Origin of the sequence: Verrucomicrobium spinosum DSM 4136 = JCM 18804 (assembly GCF_000172155.1) — a bacterium.
Lineage (GTDB): Bacteria > Verrucomicrobiota > Verrucomicrobiia > Verrucomicrobiales > Verrucomicrobiaceae > Verrucomicrobium > Verrucomicrobium spinosum.
Genome location: NZ_ABIZ01000001.1, coordinates 6199051 through 6218211 on the forward strand (window position 1 = coordinate 6199051; position 19161 = coordinate 6218211).

Annotated in this window: 19 protein-coding genes and 1 tRNA gene; 5 read left to right on the forward strand and 15 right to left on the reverse strand. The window is 60.4% G+C overall.

The features are described 5' to 3' along the window. Positions 1-5: 5 nt before the first annotated feature. A complete protein-coding gene (locus VSP_RS25215) occupies positions 6-1229 on the forward strand; it encodes a hypothetical protein (RefSeq protein WP_009964183.1) in 1224 nt (407 codons plus the stop codon). A gap of 5 nt (positions 1230-1234) precedes the next feature. Here VSP_RS25215 and VSP_RS25220 read toward each other — a convergent pair whose 3' ends face one another. Genes VSP_RS25220 through VSP_RS37360 form a run of 3 tightly spaced genes read right to left on the reverse strand, consistent with a single transcriptional unit; the run spans position 1235 to position 4404 of the window. Beyond that, on the reverse strand, positions 1235-1939 hold the full coding sequence (locus VSP_RS25220) for a response regulator (protein ID WP_009964184.1): 705 nt from the start codon (positions 1937-1939) through the stop codon (positions 1235-1237). Positions 1940-1963: 24 nt separating this feature from the next. Beyond that, a complete protein-coding gene (locus tag VSP_RS25225; RefSeq protein ID WP_029190748.1) occupies positions 1964-3337 on the reverse strand; it encodes a sensor histidine kinase in 1374 nt (457 codons plus the stop codon). Between the two features lie 17 nt (positions 3338-3354). Then, positions 3355-4404 (reverse strand): ABC transporter substrate-binding protein, encoded by a 1050-nt coding sequence (locus VSP_RS37360; RefSeq protein WP_198141228.1) that lies wholly within the window; start codon positions 4402-4404, stop codon positions 3355-3357. A 145-nt stretch (positions 4405-4549) separates the two neighbouring features. On the opposite strand from VSP_RS37360, the gene VSP_RS25235 reads away from it, so the two are divergent. The 3 genes from VSP_RS25235 to lpxA are packed head-to-tail and all read left to right on the forward strand — an operon-like array spanning position 4550 to position 7195. Further along, a complete protein-coding gene (locus VSP_RS25235; RefSeq protein WP_009964188.1) occupies positions 4550-5005 on the forward strand; it encodes a hypothetical protein in 456 nt (151 codons plus the stop codon). A gap of 58 nt (positions 5006-5063) precedes the next feature. Further along, positions 5064-6377: a bifunctional UDP-3-O-[3-hydroxymyristoyl] N-acetylglucosamine deacetylase/3-hydroxyacyl-ACP dehydratase gene (locus VSP_RS25240; RefSeq protein ID WP_009964189.1), complete on the forward strand. Its 1314-nt coding sequence runs from the start codon at positions 5064-5066 to the stop codon at positions 6375-6377. 29 nt (positions 6378-6406) lie between these two features. Further along, positions 6407-7195, forward strand: coding sequence for an acyl-ACP--UDP-N-acetylglucosamine O-acyltransferase (lpxA, locus tag VSP_RS25245; RefSeq protein ID WP_009964190.1), 789 nt, complete (start codon positions 6407-6409; stop codon positions 7193-7195). 16 nt (positions 7196-7211) lie between these two features. Here lpxA and VSP_RS25250 read toward each other — a convergent pair whose 3' ends face one another. The 9 genes from VSP_RS25250 to VSP_RS25290 all read right to left on the reverse strand — a co-directional run bounded on the left by VSP_RS25250 (position 7212) and on the right by VSP_RS25290 (position 14913). Further along, positions 7212-7793 carry an HNH endonuclease gene (locus VSP_RS25250; protein ID WP_009964191.1) on the reverse strand — a complete coding sequence of 194 codons (582 nt, stop codon included), beginning with the start codon at positions 7791-7793 and terminating at the stop codon, positions 7212-7214. 153 nt (positions 7794-7946) lie between these two features. Next, a complete protein-coding gene (locus VSP_RS25255) occupies positions 7947-8585 on the reverse strand; it encodes a hypothetical protein (protein ID WP_157211051.1) in 639 nt (212 codons plus the stop codon). Between the two features lie 48 nt (positions 8586-8633). Then, positions 8634-9719 carry a type IV pilus twitching motility protein PilT gene (locus VSP_RS25260; RefSeq protein ID WP_009964194.1) on the reverse strand — a complete coding sequence of 362 codons (1086 nt, stop codon included), beginning with the start codon at positions 9717-9719 and terminating at the stop codon, positions 8634-8636. A 42-nt stretch (positions 9720-9761) separates the two neighbouring features. Next, positions 9762-10823: a type IV pilus twitching motility protein PilT gene (locus VSP_RS37365; protein ID WP_009964195.1), complete on the reverse strand. Its 1062-nt coding sequence runs from the start codon at positions 10821-10823 to the stop codon at positions 9762-9764. A 449-nt stretch (positions 10824-11272) separates the two neighbouring features. Beyond that, positions 11273-11347 (reverse strand) — tRNA-Glu (locus VSP_RS25270). 64 nt (positions 11348-11411) lie between these two features. Beyond that, on the reverse strand, positions 11412-12755 hold the full coding sequence (locus VSP_RS37370) for a 3-deoxy-D-manno-octulosonic acid transferase (RefSeq protein ID WP_157211052.1): 1344 nt from the start codon (positions 12753-12755) through the stop codon (positions 11412-11414). Beyond that, on the reverse strand, positions 12643-13323 hold the full coding sequence (rsmD, locus tag VSP_RS37375; protein WP_053332388.1) for a 16S rRNA (guanine(966)-N(2))-methyltransferase RsmD: 681 nt from the start codon (positions 13321-13323) through the stop codon (positions 12643-12645). The genes VSP_RS37370 and rsmD overlap by 113 nt, the downstream gene beginning before the upstream one ends. A gap of 90 nt (positions 13324-13413) precedes the next feature. Next, complete coding sequence (locus VSP_RS25285; RefSeq protein WP_009964198.1) at positions 13414-14385, reverse strand: rhomboid family intramembrane serine protease; 972 nt, start codon at positions 14383-14385, stop codon at positions 13414-13416. A gap of 30 nt (positions 14386-14415) precedes the next feature. After that, positions 14416-14913 (reverse strand): YfcE family phosphodiesterase, encoded by a 498-nt coding sequence (locus VSP_RS25290; protein ID WP_009964200.1) that lies wholly within the window; start codon positions 14911-14913, stop codon positions 14416-14418. A 146-nt stretch (positions 14914-15059) separates the two neighbouring features. Between VSP_RS25290 and VSP_RS25295 the strand changes: the two genes are divergently transcribed. Beyond that, positions 15060-15656 (forward strand): hypothetical protein, encoded by a 597-nt coding sequence (locus tag VSP_RS25295; protein WP_009964202.1) that lies wholly within the window; start codon positions 15060-15062, stop codon positions 15654-15656. A gap of 198 nt (positions 15657-15854) precedes the next feature. Here the strand turns inward: VSP_RS25295 and VSP_RS25300 are convergent, their stop codons facing one another. The 3 genes from VSP_RS25300 to VSP_RS42570 form a co-directional block, all read right to left on the reverse strand. After that, a complete protein-coding gene (locus VSP_RS25300; RefSeq protein WP_009964203.1) occupies positions 15855-18386 on the reverse strand; it encodes a M16 family metallopeptidase in 2532 nt (843 codons plus the stop codon). Positions 18387-18477: 91 nt separating this feature from the next. After that, on the reverse strand, positions 18478-18870 hold the full coding sequence (locus VSP_RS25305) for a Minf_1886 family protein (RefSeq protein ID WP_009964205.1): 393 nt from the start codon (positions 18868-18870) through the stop codon (positions 18478-18480). Positions 18871-18921: 51 nt separating this feature from the next. Next, complete coding sequence (locus VSP_RS42570) at positions 18922-19086, reverse strand: hypothetical protein (RefSeq protein WP_009964207.1); 165 nt, start codon at positions 19084-19086, stop codon at positions 18922-18924. Positions 19087-19161 lie beyond the last annotated feature (75 nt).

Genomic DNA, 19161 nt, shown 5'->3' on the forward strand with positions numbered 1-19161 from the left:
CGCATATGCCGCTCTCCGCACCATCTGCTTGGCTACCGGCCGTCTGGCTGTTGGCGACCACCTCCATCTCCCCTGTTTCCAGCTTGGTTGCAGCAGAGGCCACCCCTCGAGAAACCGGACGCCCTTACCTGCTGCATGAATGCAAGCCTGGGCCCTGGGGAAAGCTCAGCTACTTCTACTTCTATTTGGAGGCCCCCGACCATGTGGTGGCCCAGTTCCCCATGCCCAGTCCGGTGACACGATGGACCTTCGACGGCAGGGGTTTCGACACCGTACGGGGACGCCTCTCAGAAGCCGGTGTCCCCAGTGGCACCCTGGACAGGTTGTTTTCTGAGCGCCGCATGGTCAAAGATGCCCGCCATGTGCATCTCTTTCCCACCAGGTCGGATCTCGAATCGCTCTCTCCCACAGTGCGGAGCACTGTCTATGCCGAACTGGCCAGCCTCCCTGCCAACGAATTCCATTATTCCCCCATCTTCTTCCTCTCAGACACTGTAGAAGAATGGGCCCAGGATTCCCAGCTTCCCAGCAGAATCGTGGAGAAGATAAAACTCATGAGCTACAAGGTGGGAGAGGCCTTGGTTTTTTCTGACATCCCCTACTTGGTCAGCATCGCAGAATCAGACGCAGAAGCGCGCATGCTGGTGCGGAAAATGACCCGGGTGAGAACGCTGATGGCACGGTTGGAAATCTCCAAGACAGAATCTGTGGCCCCTCTCCTTGCGTACTGGTCAACGGGCCTTGGGCTGCGTCGGAAAGAACTGGAGCCTCTGATCAATGCCATCTCGCAAACAGAGGGCGTCTCCCACCTGGACCTGTTGCATCTCTTGCCGCCCCTCCCACGCAAGCTGCTCTACACGTATCCCGATGCAAGCCATGCGGCCATGGGACGGCTTCCGGACTGCCACTGGACGTGTTTGAATTTTTTCAATTTCCAGCCTCAAAACTATTTCCTAGACACCAGGCTGGCCACCAGCGCGGTACTGGGCAGCTTTGACCGGGTGTCCACGCCCTACCGCTATGGTGACATCCTCATGTTCGTGAACCGGGATGGGCAAGCCGTGCATTCCGCCACCTATATTGCGGATGACCTGGCCTACACCAAAAACGGCATGACCATGATGGCCCCCTGGGTGGTCATGCGTCTGGGCGATCTCCAAAAGCTCTACGGGGTATCACCGGAAGGCACCCGGATCGAAGGATTCCGCCACAAGGTGCCCTCACCATAGCCCGGCTATTCCACAGCCCCATGCTTGCGAGCCTCAGCCCAGCGGATGGCGTAGCGGGTCACGGCGGCGCCATCCTCCAGGTTCAGCTTGTTCTTGATGTTCATGCGGTGCACGTCCACCGTCTTGGGACTGATCCGCATTGATTCAGCCACCTGATGGGTGCTTTTGCCCTCACCCAGATGCTGAAACACCTCAAATTCCCGGTCGCTCAGGTTGTGGAGCCCGCTATCAGGCCGGGGTTGCACCCCGGAGGAGAACGCCATCAGCACCCGGTCAGTCATTTTATGACTAACTGCCACCCCTCCTTGCGAGACACGAGTTAAAGCACTCTCAAACACATCGTGGGGTGCATTTTTCATGATGTATCCTTTGGCTCCCGCCTTGAGCGCCCTCTCAGCGTAGAGATCCTCCTCGTGCATGGAGACCACCAGCACATGCATCTGATTGTGTGTGGCATGCAGGTCCTTGATCAGTTCCAGGCCGCTCCGGTCTGGAAGCGTGATGTCCACAATCAGAACATTGGGTTCATCCTGTGCGATTTTCTCCACCGCCTCTGCGGCCGTGCCCGCCAGCCAGGCGCACTCGAAGCCTGGCAGACTCTCAACAAAGACTTTCATGCCTTCCTGCATGAAAGTATGGTCCTCCACTATGCCGACCCTGCAGGTCGGGTCGCTCTTGCGGCGGGTGGGCTCGGGAATTTGAATCGTCATTCTTCCTTATTAGCGGCTTAGCAATTAATGATCAAGCCTTCGTGGCACCGGCACCTCACACAATGCGACTGTCCCCCCTCCCGATTCCCGGCGTTCAAGGAACAACAACTTGCCATTGAGAGCCCGAACCCGCTGCTGGACCAGTTGCAAACCCATCCCCGACGTCGCCCCTGACTCCGTGGCGAATCGCCTGCCGTCGCTCTCCACCTTTAATTCCAGCACGTCATCGCGAAAGCCAAGGCTGACATTGATAAAGCTCGCCCTCGCATGCTTGGCCGCATTGGTGGCCAGCTCTTGGGCAATGCGAAAGAGATGTACCTGGGTGGCATCAGGCAACTCCTGCACCGCAGGATCCGTGTTGTGGTGCATGGGCACCCCAAATGCCTTCCCCAGATGCGCCGTCATGTCGCGTAGCGCAGCGTTCAATCCATCCCGGTCCAGCGTGGCGGGCGCCAGCCCTCTGGCATAACCACGTGCAATCTCCGCGGCATCGGCAAGCTGCTCAGCCACCTGCTTCGCCAGCACGCTGTGCGGCGATTGATCCCGAGACAAAGAGACCCCCAGCACTCCCGCTTTGAGCTGGGCCGCCGCGATTCTCTGACAGATATCATCGTGGAGATCCATCCCTAGGCGCCAGCGTTCTTGTTCCGCCGCTTCCAGCAACTGTTTCTCTGTGCTACGCAGCTGACTTACCGTGTCGGCAAACGCCTGACCCACGGCCCCGATCTCATCCCCCCCGGTTGCCGGGACGCCCGGACTCCGCCCAGATGCCACTTGCTTCGCGTACACAAGAATTCGGGCGATCCGCCGGGTGATCAGAGTATCCAGCAACATCCACAGCACCAAAGATCCCCCCAGCAGTCCCAAACTCTGGGAAATTGACTCGTGTCTCGCCAGACGGGTGGACTCCTGCTTGGGCCCGACCAGATCATAGGCCAGCACCACCACAAACGGGGTGGTGGTGGTGCGCTCGAAAAACGGAAACACCGCCCAGAGCACTTCCCCGTCGGGGTAGATGGCCACCTGGCCGTTCAACTCTTTTCGTATGCCCGCCAGACGTGGCATGATTTCCTTCAGAGGAGTTTCCTTCAACGGAACTCCGCGCCACTGGATCTGGCTCGCATGACGCACAACATCCTCTCCATCGCAGATCACCCCCAAGGCCAGGTGAGGAGACAGTGCCACATAGCTCATCTCCAGATCTGCCGCCTGCACCAGCCCCTTGCGCAGCAAATGTTGCGCGATATGGGACAATCGGGTGCCTTCACGGTAGGCATTGTCCCAGAGTTCTTTCCGCGAACGATCCTGGAGTTGCTGTTCATTGCGCAGGTATCCCACCACAATGAGGGCCATGCCAAAGCAGGCCACGGCCGCTGGCACGAGAAGATGGAGGGTCATCAATCGTTTCATCGAACTCACTCTGTCAGACATTCCGCTGTTATCCAGTCTTCAGCCGGGTGGGATTCAGCCAGCAGTTTCTGCCGCACCATCTTCTTCGCCACACTGTTGGCCAGCGACTTCAAGGTCGGGAGCCCACCCCCAAGCAGGCGGCGATTCTCGCCGGCATCCGGCATGTCCATGTTGGCCAGCAACTTTTTGTAGTCCTCATCCGAAACCCCCATACGGCGCTTGATGACAGCCAGAGCAGCGGGATCCCCACCGGCTCCAAGCATCTGCCTGGACCTGAAATGGGCCGCAACCAGCCGGACAAAGTCGGATTGCCGCTCTGCCAGCACGTCCTCCCGGACTACCAGTACGCGACACACATCCCGGTCCGTTTCGCGGCTGCTGAAGAGCTCTACGGCGCCCTTGGCTTCCAGCCTGGTGGTCCACGGCTCACCGGTCACCACCGCATCCAGTTCACCGGCCAGATAAGCCGTCTCCATTTCCGCCAGATTCATCGACACCGCCTCGATCACGCCCTCGGGCAGCCCTGCTTTCTCCAAAGCCGTGCTCAAGACAAAAGAGCCCACAGAGTTCAATTCCACGCCCACCTTCCTGCCCCGCAGACCTGCGAGGTCATGGATTTCCGGTCGTGCCAATAAAGCATCCCCACCCCTGGAGAAACCAAAGACCATCACCACCTTGAGATCATTCCTGCTTTCCAGCAGTCTCAACACCTCATCCAGTGAGACGACCGCTGCATCCACCACCCGGTTCGCGAAAGCGACTTTCGTGGCGGAAGACCACGACATCTCCACCAGCTGCACTTCATCTCGCGGTAACATCCCAGTTTCCCTAGCATAGACAAGCGTCTCAGATCCTGGCCAAACGCCGATTGCCACCTTCAATGGGCGAATTTCCTCTGGAGGGTGCCAGGTAAACGTCCCGTAGAGCAAGAAAGCCGAGGCCGCCAGCAGCCCCCCTACGGTCCAGATCCAGCCCTGCTGAAGTCGCTCCGCCACTCTGCCTGCTTCCTTCTCGCTCATCGCCCCCCCCTTTCGCACCCCCGGTGCAGGGAGCACAGGACACCTTCTGAGTTTTTGCAATGGTGGTCGCTCATGTTCTTCACTTTCCCAGTCAACCGGAAGCAGTCCGCTTGGAAAACCCCTTTTCTTGCTGATGTACAAATTTTGACCTTTAGTCAGCCTCACCGGCGATTAATTCCCTATGAGATTCAGCCCCGTCCTGCTTTCGATCGCGCTCCTTGCACTGGCCTGCTGCACTCGCATGCCCCCTGACGCTCCAGGGAGTGGTATGTATTCCGGGCAGGGCGAGGCCGCCTACCGCGGTGGCTATCATCACGGATTTCAAGACGGCCGACGCGGACGCGACAGCGACTACGAACGCTATTACTACGAGTACAATCCGCGCACCGAGAAACCCTTCGAAAAGGGCTATGACCTCGGCTATGAGGCCGGGGAGGACCAGGCGGAAGCCAGGGAGGTGGATCGCGACGCCGCTCGGAACCATGGCTACGACGCCGGCCACACCGACAGTGAGAACGGCCAGCCCCCCTACTACCAGCGCCACCGGCATGCCTACACTTTGGATACCGAGCCCACCTTCGCCAAGGGTTACGAGAAAGGCTACCGCGAGGGGCGCTCGGCCTTGCGCGGGGAATGACCGGGAACTGTTCTCAAGGCTTGACCTCCCCGCATGGCGCGGCTAACTCCCGCGTTCCATGTCAGACCGCCAACACACGATCGCCAAAGCCGCCTCCCTGGAAGGGACCTCCCTGCACACTGGGGAAAAGGTCACCCTGACGCTGCAACCCGCCCCTGCGGATTTTGGCATCAAGTTCCGTCGTGTGGACTTGGAGGACCGCCCTTTCATACCGGCCTCCGTGGAAAAAGTGCAGAAGGTGGAGCGTGCCACCACCATCGCTGAAGGCGGCGTGAACGTCCATACGGTGGAGCACGTGATCAGCGCCCTGGTCGGCATGGGAGTGGACAATGCCATCGTGGAAATGGACGCCAACGAGCCACCCATCGCGGACGGCAGTTCCCTCCCCTTCGTCGAGCTGATCAAGAAAGCCGGCCTCCAGGCGCAGGATGAGCCCCGCCGCGTATTCGAAGTGCGGGAACCCCTCCACCTTGAATCCCGTGACGGAAGCTTGCTGACCATTGTCCCGGACAAAAAGTTCCGTATTTCCTGCACCCACGTGGGCCCGGAAGGCCGCACCACCCAGTTTTATTCTACCGAGATCAATCCCACGACCTACGAAAAGGAGATCGCCCCGGCGCGCACCTTTGTGTTCTATGAGGATATTGCCCCCCTTCTGGAGAAGGGCCTCATCAAAGGCGGCACGCTGGAAAGCGCCGTGGTCATCCGCGGTGACACCGCCCTGAGCAAGCACCCCCTCCGGTTCAAGGAAGAATTCGTCCGCCACAAGATCCTCGACATCGTGGGTGATCTGGCCCTCTTCGGCCGCCGCATCAAGGGGCACGTCATCGCCGTGCGCCCGGGCCATGGCCCCAACACGGAGATGGCCCGCGAGCTGCTCCGCACCTACAATGAGATGCGCGCCATGGTGCCGGTGCCCATCCAGATCCCCTCTGGAGAAGCCGTCCTCAATATCAATGAGGTGATGAAGATCCTCCCCCACCGTTATCCGTTCCTCATGGTGGACCGCATTGTCGGCTTCGAAGGCGAGAGCAAGTGCACAGGCGTCAAGAACGTCACCATCAATGAGCCCTTCTTCCAGGGGCACTTCCCCGGGCATCCCATCATGCCAGGCGTGCTTCAACTCGAAGCCATGGCCCAGGTGGCCTCCATCCAGCTCCTCCGCGCCCCGGAAAACCAGGGCAAAATCGGCTACTTCATGAGCGCGGACAACGTAAAATGGCGTCGCCCCGTGCTCCCCGGAGACATTCTCTTCATCGAGACGGAATTGCTCAAGGTAAAACGCTCCATCGGCACGGCAAGAGGACGCTGCATTGTCAACGGACAGGTGGTAAGCGAAGCCGACCTCATGTTCGCCTTGATGGACCGTTGATGCCCTGATCCGATCCGATTTGCCGCCTCATGCCTGAGTCACAGATTCATCCCACCGCCGTTATTGACCCTTCCGCCCGCTTGGGCGCAGGAGTGGTCGTCGGCCCCTACTGCATTATCGGTCCTGATGTCGAGCTGGGGGACGGCTGTTGGCTGCAAAATCACGTCACCCTCTGCGGCCCCAGCCGCATCGGTGCGCGGAACAAATTTTACGCCTACACCTCGATCGGCCAGCAGACGCAGGACTTGAAATACGCCGGTGAACCCACCTGGCTGGAGGTCGGGGACAACAATGTCTTCCGCGAATTTTGCACGGTGAACCGCGGCACCCTGCCCCACACGAAGACCACCGTGGGCAGTCACAACAACTTCCTCGCCTACAGCCACATCGCCCACGATTGCGTGGTAGGTAGCCACGTCATCTTTTCCAACAACGGCACCCTGGCTGGCCACGTCACCGTGGAAGACCACGTCATCCTGGGCGGGCTCACCGCGGTGCATCAGTTCTGCCGGATCGGCCAGCACGCCATCACCGGCGGTTGCTCAAAGATCGTGCAGGATGTCGTTCCCTTCACGATTGTGGACGGCAATCCGGCCCGCGCCCGCGGCGTGAACATGGTCGGTCTCCAGCGCCACGGCCGCAGCGAAGCCCAAATCCGCGCCCTCCGTCAGGCTTACAAAACCCTGTATCGCAGCAAGCTCAACATCAGCCAGGCTTTGGAACAGCTTCGCCAGGAGACTGCTGACCGGGATTTGGAGCATTTGATCACCTTCGTCGCAGCCAGCCAGCGAGGGATCGTCGGAGCTGGGAAAGAATAGCTGGCGCAATCACCCGCTACTCCAGGAACATCTCCCAATCCGGAACGCCATGAACGTTGCGAATGAAATAGGTGGAAGGCATCTCTCGTGGGGTACCTGGCTTGCGCTGTAGCTTCAGCCCCACCTCCTCAGGAGTCCGGTCCGCCTTGCGGCTGTTGATGCGCTTGTCCGCCAGCACGCAGTTGTCCCAGCTCGTTTTCCCACCACGCGACCGCGGCATGATGTGGTCGATGTTCCCCTCATCCCGGGTGAGCTTCCTCCCTGTGTACTGACAAACGCCCCCATCGCGATCCCAGATGCCACGGCTGCTCAGCTTGGGCCGACGCTTGGGCACCTTGTCATAACGGGCCAGCACCAGAACGGTTGGAATACGCACCGGCCCATGCACGGTCAGCACCGCATTGTCGCTCTCCCGCACAGGCAGAAGCAGCCATTCAGGCCACATGGTGGGGCTCATGCTGTCGCCCTGCGCGATGTCCAAAGCCGTGGCTGTCCCGGCGGCCATCATGCAAAAAGCATCAGCCGGCGTTTTGATGTCGATCGCCTGCCAGTTGCGGTTAAGCACCAGCACCGTCGTCTTGTGGAGGACATCGCCCATGGCTGGGACTACTTGGTGCTAGAGACACGGCACTTAGTCAACCAGTTTGATCTGAGTAAAGCTTCACTCAGGATCCACAGCCGCGAATCTCTCCACATCCCCGGACTCAGGGAAACCGCATTTTCCACACTGGCAAAAAACACCAAGATCACCCTACTCCCCAGAGCGGGAGGCGAGGTAGATGGAATCCAGAGTGGACTTGGGCAGTGCTCCCGCGTGCTCGAATTTGCGGGCGGCATCCGTCATCTCCCGGGTCAGGCGACCCGTTTGGGAATCGCGCACACTGGACGGCAGGAGCACCAGATTGATCAGATGATTGGAGAGCTCAGGCGCATGGGTGGGAGGGATAACGACCCCCACCGCCACCGGCTCCCCCTGCCATCCCACCAGGGCAATCAAAGCAGCCTGCCCCTGCTCCAGCCGCACCATGTTCATCGGATCATCAAAGACTTTCAGCTTCCGGGCAGTCTCATAGTTGGCGATCAGCGCGTCCTGGATCAGCCCGCGCTTCTCACCCGTGATGCCGATTTTCTCGCAGGCAGTGCCCACCATCGCATGGAGGTCACGCCCGTCCATTTCCGCCTTCCGCAGGAAATGCAGGATCTTGAAGTAGGCCCCTTCATCCGGGGAGCCAGGGGCGGCGGTCACAACCCGGCCATTGGCCTGGGAGTCGAGCACCTTGGAGCATTGCAGCGCCCACCCATCCTCCACCTTTTTGGCACGGTCCCGCTGGAGAAGAATCCAGCCGGAATACATACCGACGGCAACGATGATGATGGAAAGCATTCTCATGACTCTGCTTCGATCTTAAGGCGTTTCCTGAGGAGGAGCAAGCGTCCATCAACGCCGCATTGCCTGCTGCCGCTGGTGGTTGGCCTGGTGAATCATGTTCTTGTCGCGGCAGCGCGCGAGGGCGTCCTCCAATGAAATGAATCCGTGACGGAGGAGGTGGCTGAGGCTGTCGTCGATGGTGTGCATGCCGTCGTTTCCCCCAATTTGGATGAGGCCGGGGAGCTGGGCAAAACGACGACTGCGAATGCACGCAGAGATCCCGTGGTTGTTGGTCATGACCTCCGTCGCCAGGACCCGTCCAGGTTGATCCAGACGGGTGATGAGGTGCTGACAGACCACCCCGATCAAACTGTGGGCAAGCTGTGAGCTCACATAGTCCTGAATCTCTTCCGGAAAGGCATCAAGGATGCGCGCCACCGTCGTGCTGGCATCCGTGGTGTGCAGCGTCCCAATGACAAGGTGTCCCGTCTCTGCCGCGGTGATGGCGATGCGAATGCTCTCGAGGTCGCGCATCTCTCCAATGACGATCACGTCCGCATCTGAGCGGAGGGCACTGCGCAGGGCATGCACGAAGCTTTGGGTGTCAGCCCCCACCTGCCTCTGCCGCACCACCCCGCGGTGGTGCTTGAAGACGTACTCCACAGGGTCTTCGATGGACACGATGTTGCCCCCACGCTCACGCGCCACTTTCTGGATCATGCTGGCCAGGGTGGTGGTCTTGCCAGATCCACTCGTCCCTGCGATAAGGATGAGCCCATGCTCCCGGTCACACATCCTCTCCACGTTCGGGCCGTGACCAAGATCTGCCAGATCGGGAATATGCTCCGGCACATGCCGGAAAGAACCTTCCAGATGACTGGTCACGTAGTACACCGTGCCGCGGAAACGTCCCAGGTTTTCCACTTCAATGGCGAAGTCCAGCTCCCACTCCTGCTCCAGACGGGAACGCTGGGATTCCTTCAGACCACCCAGGATGATTTCCCGGCAGGTCTCCGCATCCAGCACCTCGTCTGTGAGGGGTTGCAGAATGCCGTTCAACCTCATCATTGGAGGTGATTCCGCACTGAGATGCAGGTCCGAGCCGCCAAACTGGCAGACCAGGTTGAGATAGTCGATGAGGTCGTGCTGAGCCATGAGGAAATGATGGATGAGGTTGGGGACGACAACGGCGAATTGTCAGCCCCGGATGCCGCGAGCCGCCCTGCGGAATTCAGTCTCACTGCCCAGCGCTTCTACCGCCGTGGCTTCAGTGATGAGTCCCGCATCAAAGGCAGCCATCGTGCTGTGCATAAAGGCTCGCGTCATGGCATCCGACCCTTTTCGGAGAAAATCCTGGATGTGCGCGGAGTCTCTCTGGGAGATCCAATCACGAATGGCCCCCACGTTTTCGATGTGCTCCACCAGAAGATGCAGACCACCATCGGTGCGGGGCACCAGCTTTTGGCAGAGCACGCCCACCAGCTGGCTGGAAAGCATGTGAGTGCCCACTCCGGCTTGATCCTTGGGGAAAAGGTTTAAAAATCGCTCCATGGTGTCGCTCACCCGCTCGGAGTGCAGCGTCGCCAGCACGAGGTGCCCGGTTTCAGACGCCTGCAGGGCCGTCAGAGCGGTGTCGAAGTCGCGGATTTCTCCCACAAAAATGGCATCCGGCGCCTGGCGCATCGCGCCCCGCAATCCCTGGGCGAAAGAGCCCGTATCCCGCCCCACCTCGCGCTGGGTGAAGTGGCTCATGTCATTTGTGAAGACATACTCGACCGGATCTTCGATCGTGACCACGTGCCTGGCCAGATTCTGATTCACCCACTGGAGAAGGGAGGCGATCGTCGTGGACTTCCCAGTCCCCGTCGGCCCGGTCACCAGGACCAGGCCAAAGTTTCGCGATGCCCAGCGGGTCAGCAGGTCCACCGGCACGCCCAGCGTGTCCAGGGAGGGAATCTGCGTCTTGATCCGCCGCAACACCGCCCCCAGGCGGCCCATGGTGCGGTGCAGATTCACACGAAAGCGCACATGATTCTGGGAGATCAGACCCGAATCACGGTCCATGTCCGTGGCGGGATCTGCGCCGCAGGCCTGCCAGAGCGACAGGATCTGAGGCAACCCCAACGGCTCCTCCCCATAAACCATCAGCTGTTCGTTGATCTTGAATCGCGGCAATTCCCCCTCCTGGAGAAACAGGTCGCTGACCTGGTGCTGTTCCGCGGCCTCGAGAAGGGAGTCAATGCTCAGAGAAGATGACATGAAGAACGGCGTTTTATCACAGGGTCAGACAGGCTGGCAATGGCATTTGTGGAACGTCTCTGTTCCCCGGGTGCCAGCCACTCTTCCGATGAACCCCTGCCCAAGCCTGAAGTTGCACGTTTTGCTGGGGGGTGAAGCGGGAAAACCACCCCTCCCGGCACCTCATGATGACACCACCAGGACTTTTTCAGGAGAGTTGGGCCGTCCTTTGGATCGAAGCGGCCTTTCGTGGCACGGCAAAAGCCCGACGCGGCGTCAAAGCTCCATGAAATAACAGCATCACCAGGAGGAACAGATCCACCTGGATTCAGGAAATACCCATGCCCGGAAACCAGTGCAGCCATCGCTTTTCGGACACACGCAATCCAGCCCGACGGACCAAAAGTTCTAGCCGCCAACCATGGTATTGACAGCTGGTTCAGCCACTTTTCTCATTGCTGGAGAAAGAGTGGCGACCCCTACGAGAATCGAACTCGTGTCGCATCCGTGAAAGGGATGTGTCCTAACCGCTAGACGAAGGGGTCGTTTGTGCGGGCTGTTATTGTGCCCAGGATCCGAAAATGTGCAACTGGATTTTGCTCATTTTCTTCAACTTTTCTTCTTTTCTTGGATCAGCAGACGGGCAGCCGTGCGGGCCGTCGCCCCTGCATGGGCACGCAGTGCCTCGCGGCCTGCATGTGCCATGGCCTGAGCCTCCTGCGGATGTCGCAGAAGATGGTCCAGATGCCCGTGCAGGGCCGCAAAATCCGCCACCTGGGCGGCCCCCTGCCGGAGCAGAAGCACGCGCACGAGGGCACTGAAGTTTTCCATGTGCGGGCCGAACAGGACCGGCTTGCCCAGCATGACTGCCTCTGCGGGATTCTGCCCGCCCGTGGCGAGGAAACTCTTCCCAACCACCACCAGCGTGGCCAGCCCCTGCCATGCCTTCAGCTCTCCGGTCGTATCCACCAGCAGGCAGTCCGGAGCAGCGGCCTGCTCGCGGTCCACCATGCTTCGCCGCCGCACTTTCAGCTCCATCGCCCCCAGCCGCTGCTGAATCTCCGCCGCCCGCTCCACATGGCGCGGCACCAGCATCAGGAAGAGCGCGGGATGCTCCCCCCGCAGCCGCAGGTAAACCCTGGCAATTTCCTCTTCCTCCCCCGCATGGGTGCTGGCGGCCAGCAGGACGGGACGAGTGAGGCGGATCCCCTCACGCTCCAGGATCCGGCGAAACTCCGCGATCTGCTCCACCGGTTCCCGGTCACCGACCTCATCAAACTTGATGCTGCCCGTCCAGGCCACCCGCGCAGGATCCAGCCCCAGCGAAAGCCAACGCTCCACATCCTCTGGCTCCTGCACCATCACCTCCTCCAGCAGGGTGAAGATCGGCCTCACCAGGGCTCGCAGCTGTCGGTAGCGCCTTTCGGAGCGAGGGGACAGGCGTGCGTTCACGAGCCGCACCGGGATAGCCCGGCGCGAGGCTGCCTGCACCAGATTGGGCCACACCTCCGCCTCCACCAGCACGATCTGCGTGGGCCGGATGGCCGACAGACAACGACGCACCACAAACCAGCCGTCCAGCGGACTGTAGAGGGGAACGACGTGGCCCGGAAGTTCCGCCGCCAGTTTCTCCGCCTGTGCCATGCCCGTGGGAGTCGTGGTCGTGATCACGATCCCCACTCGGGACCTCTGCCGCACCAGTTCGTGCACCAGCTTCACCGCGATGCCCACCTCCCCCACGCTTACCGCGTGCACCCAGATCACTTCAGCATGGGAGCGGCGCAAGTCGTCCAGTTTCGCCCGCGCTGACTCGGAGAAGAAGCCCAACCTCTGCCAGAGATCACGCCAGCGACCGCCCCGGGCTCGCATCTTCTTGATCGCCCCCGGCAGCATCACCAGGAGCATGATCGGCAGGATCAGATTGTAACACAGCAGCACCAGGGTTCTCGGCATCGGATATTGTCGGAAGTTGCAGCAGCAGAATGCGGGTGGAGCCATAGGAACGATCACGCACCACCTCCCAGTTCGGAATAACCCCGCTGTCGCGTTTTGTCACCATGGTTTCCAGCACCAGCCATCCCCCCGGTGCCAGCACCTTCGGGAGGGATTCGTTGGCCAGCAGCAATCCGGCAAAGTCTGTATCCCCCGGTTTTTTCGTATAAGGAGGATCGGCAAACACAAGGTCAAACTTCGCACCGGTATCGGCCAGCCGACGCAGAGCCGCAAAGGCATCCGCCTTCGTCACCTTGCCGCCGGCGAGCTTCGTCTTGCTCAGGTTCTCCTGGATGAGCGTGGCGGCGGACCCATGCTGTTCCACAAACAGCGCTTCCTTCGCCCCTCTGCTCAAGCACTCCAGGCCCAGAGCACCGGAACCTGCAAAGAGATCCAGCACCCTGGCTTCCTGCACCAGGTCGCCCAGCATCGAAAACAACGCCTCCCGCACCCGGTCTGCGGTGGGGCGGGCCACCATGGCGGGTACTTTGAGGTGAATGCCGCCAGCGCGGCCTGCGATGATTCTCATGATGAGGCGGAAAAGTTTCACCCCTATACCGGGATGCACCGCCGTTCAATACGAGGCTACAGTCTCCACTCGTTCCTTCACACTCAGCGCTTATGACTTGCCCTTGCCCTCACGCTCCATGATCTCCTGCCGCGCCCGTTCCAGAAGCTGACGCTCCTCATGAGTGAGGCTGCCCAGTCCTTGTTTGGCAATTTTGTCCAAAATGGGGTCGATCTCCCGCTCGATGAACTCCTTCTTCGTCAGGGCGGGCACAAAGGAGCCTGAATCTGGCTCATTCACATCCACCACTCGACGGCGGCGGACGTTGGTGGCGGCCACAGCCGGGCGCCCGGCCTCGCGACGCTGCCGCTCATGCCAGAGCCGCTCGTAGGTCACGGGTGTCCCGCCATACCCCAAAAGACGCATGAACCACATCCCGGTGAGTGCCCCGCCCAGGTGGGCAAAATGAGCCACACCCGTGTCGATCACTCGCAGCATCTCCAGCACACCCAATACCGCGCTGACGCCCATGACGACCAACGCCAGCGTCCACATCCGCACCCGGACGGGAATGATCAAAGAAATCATGGCTGTGACCACCTCCTGCGGGAGCATGACCGCCATGGCCACAAACACCCCGATCACGGCAGCAGAAGCCCCGATCACGGCATGCTGCTGACCGGCCATCCAACCCACCAGCACCTCCAGGAAAGCCCCCCCAAGCCCGGCAATGAAATAAATATACAGGAAGTAGCGGGGCCCCACCAGAGACTGCAACCCTTTGCCAGAGAAGAAGAGCATCAGGCAGTTGCACACCAGGTGGAACAGATTCCCGTGGACAAACATGTGCGTGACCAGCGTCCAGACCCGACCTTGTAGCAGCGCCTGGAGGGAGAACGCCCCCCAAGGTTGCCAGTCTGTGGTCCCGTCAGGCATGACCACTACCGATGATCCCACGCCAAACACCTGCAGCACAAATACCGCCACATTGATGATTACCAGAAGCGTAACGGCATCCGGCCACATGACCTCCAACCAGCGGGAAGGCTGGGGGCCACGCATGTAGTCACGATCACTCAGCATATCGCTATTTCTGCTATACCATAAAACGACTCACAACACCAAGTCCACGTGAGAAAATTGCCCGGCGTCGGTGTCGTACAGCCCAAACCCCGGATTGCCAAACCGTCCCATGAGCTCTCCAGGGTTCGCCCAGAGGGTCTTCCCCACTTGGTGAACGTAGCGCTGATGGTCGTGGCCGCTGAAGACCGCCTCGTAGGCGCCACTCTCAGCCAGACGGCGGGAAATGTCCGGATAGTGGTTGAGGGCGATTTTCTTTCCGGCCAACTCCAGCTCCGCCAGGAGCCCATGCAACGTCACGTGAGTGTGCTTGCCCGCCACCCGGGAGAGCAGGAACTGGTCGCCATCATTGTTCCCAAAAACCACATGGATGGGGCCAGAGAAGCTCTCCGCCAGCTGGGCCAGCGTGAATGGAGCGCAAAAGTCACCCAGAAACACCAGCACCTCCGCCTCCAGCTCCCTGACCTGCCGGGTCGCGGCAGTCAGATGATGCAGATGGTCGTGGATGTCACTGAGAACAGCAATTTTCATGGCGGCAAGGAACAGACTTTCGGAGGAGTCGCACGTTCGACATGAGACGATTTCTCATTTGACGCGCATTTCAGCGGAGGCTAGGAACTAGCACGAACAAACTTTTGCTGTTCGGGTCAAACGTTTTCGCATCCCCTTCTTTTTGTATGAATTTGCGCGCCTTCCTGGCCTCCGCCGCCGTTGCCCTGCTTTTTACTGCTGGTATCCGTGCTGAAAACCTTCCGCTTGATCATCCAACGGCAAAAGTCGTGAACGCTTATCTCGAAGCGGTGGTGAAACAGGATTGGAAGACTGCCTCCACGATGCTGTTGCCCGTTTCTCTGGAGCGCCGGAAAACCCAGATGATCAATTCGGTCAAAAACTCCACCACCATGACGGAGGAGGCCGCCAAGCTGAACATGCTGGGCGTAAAGGATGTGGCCGAGCTTCAAAAGATGACCCCGCAGGAAGCGTATGTCGCGGATCGCGCCGCCGTGCACAGCCGCATGAAGGTGAGCCCGGAGACGATCAAGAAAAAGCAGGAGACCCTCAAGATCAACATCCTCGGCCTCGTGTCTGAAGAAGAAGGCAAGATCGTGCATGCCGTGGTCCGCACTCGTCAGGAAACGACCGATGTTGCCATCGAAGAGCTGCTGCTTATTTCCCTGACCCAGGACAAGCTCGATACGAAGAAGTGGCACGTCGTCCCCGACATGCAGCAGCCCATCACGACGCCTCTGGCCGCCGCCAAGGCCGCCCCCTGATCCAGGGCTCGATAAAGAAGTTTCCCAACACCGGTGTGGCGCAGGTCACACCGGTTTTTTTGCACCTGGCCCGCTGCGCGGGAGACGAAAGACTTCAAGACAGAAGACCAAAGACATGACCTGACGCCATTCGCGAAGCGTCAGGTCTTCTGTCTTTCGTCTTCTAGTCTTTTGTCTGGCCGCTCCGCGGCCTACGGCCTACGGCCTCACCGTTACGACAAACGCCTTGGCGGGATCGAAGAACCGCGCGGCGGTCTCCTTCACCTGGGCATCCGTCACGGACTCCATGAGTTGCGGCAGCTTCTGATGATGGCCAAAGCCAAAGCCGTTCAGCTCATCCCAGCCCAGCGCATCCGCCATGGCACCATTCCCCTGCTGTTGACGCAACCAGGAGGATTTCCACGTGGTCTTGGCGCGTTGCAGTTCGTCGGACTCCAGACCTTCCTTGGCCAGGCTGGCGATCTCTTTCATGAGCTCAGTCTCCACCAGATCCAGCTTCTTCGGATCGGTGCCAACGTAGAAGTAGAACGCACCCGAGCCCAGTGCGTGGAAGGCCTGCGTCCCCACATAGTAGGCCAGCCCCATCTCTTCGCGGATGCGGTTGAACAGGCGCGATCCCATGTCACTGCAAGCCTCGTCGATGAGTTGCAGCGCCGGCGCATAGGCATCCTGCATGCCCACCGTCGGGAAGCCGATCACCAGCACCCCTTGTTCCTTGTCGAGCTTGAGATCCCAGCGGGCGGCAGCAGCGGTGGGATGATCCGGCGCAAAGCCTGCCGTGGACTTCGTTCCAGGCTTCAGCTTGCCCAGTCGCTCTTCCACGAGCGCGAGCACCTCCACGGCCTTCACGTCACCGAACACGGACACCACGCCGTTGCCTCCCTGAACCGTGCGCTCCCAGTGGGCGCGGCACTCTTCTTCGTTCAAGTTGGCCACCGATTGCTGGGTCCCGAGAGCGGTGCGCTCAAAAGCCAGGCCAGCGAACATCTCCCGACGCGCCCGGCGCAAGGCCACGGTGAGCGGGTCCTCCAGCTCTTCGCGAATGGATGCCTGCTGACGTTTTTGAATCTTGGGCAGGTGGCCTGCCGGGAAGACTGGCTGCGTGAGAATCTCAGTCAGGAGGTCCAGCGCCACGACTTCGTCCCCCTTCACCACGTCCGCCCCGACCACCAGTCGGTGGGCATCTCCGGTGGAGAGCAGCGATCCCCCACGATCTTCCAGCACGGCAGCGATCTGCTCATCCGTGCGGCTCTGGGTACCTTTCACCAGCCACTGGGCGGTGATCTGGGTGACCCCGGCGTTCTCATCCGTTTCCACCGGCACGCCGGCCAGGAACTGAATGCGCGTGGACACCAGCGGCAGGCGAGGGTTCTCGCCAACCAGCAGCGTCATGCCGTTGCTCAGCGTAAAGCGCTGCGCCTCTTCCCGGTTCACCCGGGCATTGGCCTGGCTCGCCTTCTTCAGGGTGCCCTGCGGATGAAGGGAGACACGGCAGCGACGATGCGGCTGAATGTACGTCCGGGCCGCGTTCGTCACGGCGTCCACCGTGAGGGTGCGGATGCGCTCCAGATAGGTGCGATCCTGGTCAAGGTTCCCCACCGTCAGCCAGCTGTGACCAAGACTGTTGGCCATGCCACGGGTGGTGCTGCGCAGCCGCAACTGGTGGCTGAGGGTGGCGCGCACTGCCTTGTCGAGCTCTTCCTGGGTCGGGCCATTTTGACAAATCTTGTCCAGCACCTGACCGAGCGCCTCCTCCACCTTCTCCAGATCTTCCGCATCGCACTCCGCCTCCACGGCGAAGAGGCCGCGATCCAGCGCTGACCATGCGCCCGCTCCCACCCAGTGGGCAATGCCAAGGCGCTCCCTCAACTCCAGATTGAGACGGGAACTGCGTCCACTGCCGAGAATGAAACCCAGCACATCCAGCGCTGGCTTGTCCGGGTGCGAGTCCCCGTGAATCGGCCAGCCCAGGCTGAGGCGGGCGATGTCGGTGTTGAACTCCTTCTCTGACTGACGCGGGGCCACCTGCACGGGCTCCTCGGGCATCAGCACCGGCTCATAGGGGCGACGCTCCCAACTGCCAAAATGCTGCTGAATCGCCGCACGTACGGTGGCGGAATCAAAGGCGCCCACGACCACCAGGAAGCAGTTGTTGGGCACATAGTGCCGCCGCACAAAGCCGACCACATCCTCGCGCCCTGCCTGATTGAAGATCTCCAGGTGTCCGATGATGGGGTGACGCAGCGGGTGCTCCCGGAAGGCGGTCGCCTGCATCAGATGTTGCAGCACAGACTGGGGGTCATCGTTGTCCATGGCGAACTCGCGCCGGATCACCTCCTGCTCCTTCACCAGTTCGTCCGCATGGAAGTTCGAGCTGCGGGCCATGTCGGCCAGAATGTTGAGGTAGCCATCCACGTTCTCGGCCACCCCGTCGATCCAGTACACCGTGCGGTTGAAGGTGGTGTAGGCATTCACATAGCCGCCCAGCGCCTGAATCTCCTGGGAGATCTGCGGAGCCGTCCGGCGCTCCGTGCCTTTGAAGAACATGTGCTCTACCAGGTGGGCCAGGCCTGCCCCGGTCCACTTTTCCTCATGCAGGCTGCCCGCTTTGACCCACAGCTGCACGCTCGCCAGCGGGTGCGCGTGGTCTTCCAGGAGAATCACCTCCAAGCCATTGTCCAGGGTGTGCAGTTGGGCGGCGTTGGGAGGGATGGTGAGATCACTTTTCATGGAGTCAGATTGAGATCGGCGGGAATGCAGTCTTCACGCCGGTGGAAAGGGGCTGGATTGGGATACGAACAGAGAGTCGAAGCAGAGGACTTCAGCGACGGCGGGCGACTTGAAACGGACGCCGCAGCGCCTCCATCAAGTCCACCCCGTCGGAAAAGTCATCAATGGAATCGGTCTCGTTCCTTCCGAAATAGCCGACTCCAATGAGGTTGTACACCATGTTTCCGACGTCCTCGCTGCGTTCGAGGCCCCAGTCCCGGATGACAAATGCCGCCATGGGACCAAATTCCAGCACCGCCAGGTCCCTGAAACCCGAGAGCAGCTCCCGGCCATTGACGTGACGGTCTTCGTCATTTTCGCGCTCCAGCATCTTCACCGTGTGGCCCAGGGCCTGGCACAGAAAAGCATAGCTCTCTGGAGCATAGCGATTGTCGCGCTGCTGCACCTCATGAACGGCAAGCTGGAGGGCAAAGGAATCTCTCATGAACGGAAAAAGCTGGTGGGGGTACCCAAGATGACGCAAAGGCGGAGTGGGTCAATCTGGAGCCGCTTGTGGGGGCTCCACCTCCTCTATTGCGGGGATGACCGCCTTGGGAAGCTCCGTCTGGACGCCACGATGACGGCACGCCTTCACCCCGGCACCCAGCAGCAGCAGGGCCAGAATGCCGAGGATCAGTTTCTTTTCATCAGGGGAGACCATGGAGGAATCCGCACCTCTGGGCGCAACCTTCGCACTCGTCAAGCGTCCCACCCCTCATTCTCCATTGACTCCGCC

What these genes read in the sequence shown, in the direction of transcription:
- VSP_RS25215 (WP_009964183.1), top strand. Translation starts at nt 6, where the DNA reads ATGCCGCTCTCCGCACCATCTGCTTGGCTACCGGCCGTCTGGCTGTTG.
- VSP_RS25220 (WP_009964184.1), bottom strand. Translation starts at nt 1,939, where the DNA reads ATGACGATTCAAATTCCCGAGCCCACCCGCCGCAAGAGCGACCCGACC.
- VSP_RS25225 (WP_029190748.1), bottom strand. Translation starts at nt 3,337, where the DNA reads ATGACCCTCCATCTTCTCGTGCCAGCGGCCGTGGCCTGCTTTGGCATG.
- VSP_RS25235 (WP_009964188.1), top strand. Translation starts at nt 4,550, where the DNA reads ATGAGATTCAGCCCCGTCCTGCTTTCGATCGCGCTCCTTGCACTGGCC.
- VSP_RS25240 (WP_009964189.1), top strand. Translation starts at nt 5,064, where the DNA reads ATGTCAGACCGCCAACACACGATCGCCAAAGCCGCCTCCCTGGAAGGG.
- lpxA (WP_009964190.1), top strand. Translation starts at nt 6,407, where the DNA reads ATGCCTGAGTCACAGATTCATCCCACCGCCGTTATTGACCCTTCCGCC.
- VSP_RS25250 (WP_009964191.1), bottom strand. Translation starts at nt 7,793, where the DNA reads ATGGGCGATGTCCTCCACAAGACGACGGTGCTGGTGCTTAACCGCAAC.
- VSP_RS25255 (WP_157211051.1), bottom strand. Translation starts at nt 8,585, where the DNA reads ATGAGAATGCTTTCCATCATCATCGTTGCCGTCGGTATGTATTCCGGC.
- VSP_RS25260 (WP_009964194.1), bottom strand. Translation starts at nt 9,719, where the DNA reads ATGGCTCAGCACGACCTCATCGACTATCTCAACCTGGTCTGCCAGTTT.
- VSP_RS37365 (WP_009964195.1), bottom strand. Translation starts at nt 10,823, where the DNA reads ATGTCATCTTCTCTGAGCATTGACTCCCTTCTCGAGGCCGCGGAACAG.
- VSP_RS37370 (WP_157211052.1), bottom strand. Translation starts at nt 12,755, where the DNA reads ATGCCGAGAACCCTGGTGCTGCTGTGTTACAATCTGATCCTGCCGATC.
- rsmD (WP_053332388.1), bottom strand. Translation starts at nt 13,323, where the DNA reads ATGAGAATCATCGCAGGCCGCGCTGGCGGCATTCACCTCAAAGTACCC.
- VSP_RS25285 (WP_009964198.1), bottom strand. Translation starts at nt 14,385, where the DNA reads ATGCTGAGTGATCGTGACTACATGCGTGGCCCCCAGCCTTCCCGCTGG.
- VSP_RS25290 (WP_009964200.1), bottom strand. Translation starts at nt 14,913, where the DNA reads ATGAAAATTGCTGTTCTCAGTGACATCCACGACCATCTGCATCATCTG.
- VSP_RS25295 (WP_009964202.1), top strand. Translation starts at nt 15,060, where the DNA reads ATGAATTTGCGCGCCTTCCTGGCCTCCGCCGCCGTTGCCCTGCTTTTT.
- VSP_RS25300 (WP_009964203.1), bottom strand. Translation starts at nt 18,386, where the DNA reads ATGAAAAGTGATCTCACCATCCCTCCCAACGCCGCCCAACTGCACACC.
- VSP_RS25305 (WP_009964205.1), bottom strand. Translation starts at nt 18,870, where the DNA reads ATGAGAGATTCCTTTGCCCTCCAGCTTGCCGTTCATGAGGTGCAGCAG.
- VSP_RS42570 (WP_009964207.1), bottom strand. Translation starts at nt 19,086, where the DNA reads ATGGTCTCCCCTGATGAAAAGAAACTGATCCTCGGCATTCTGGCCCTG.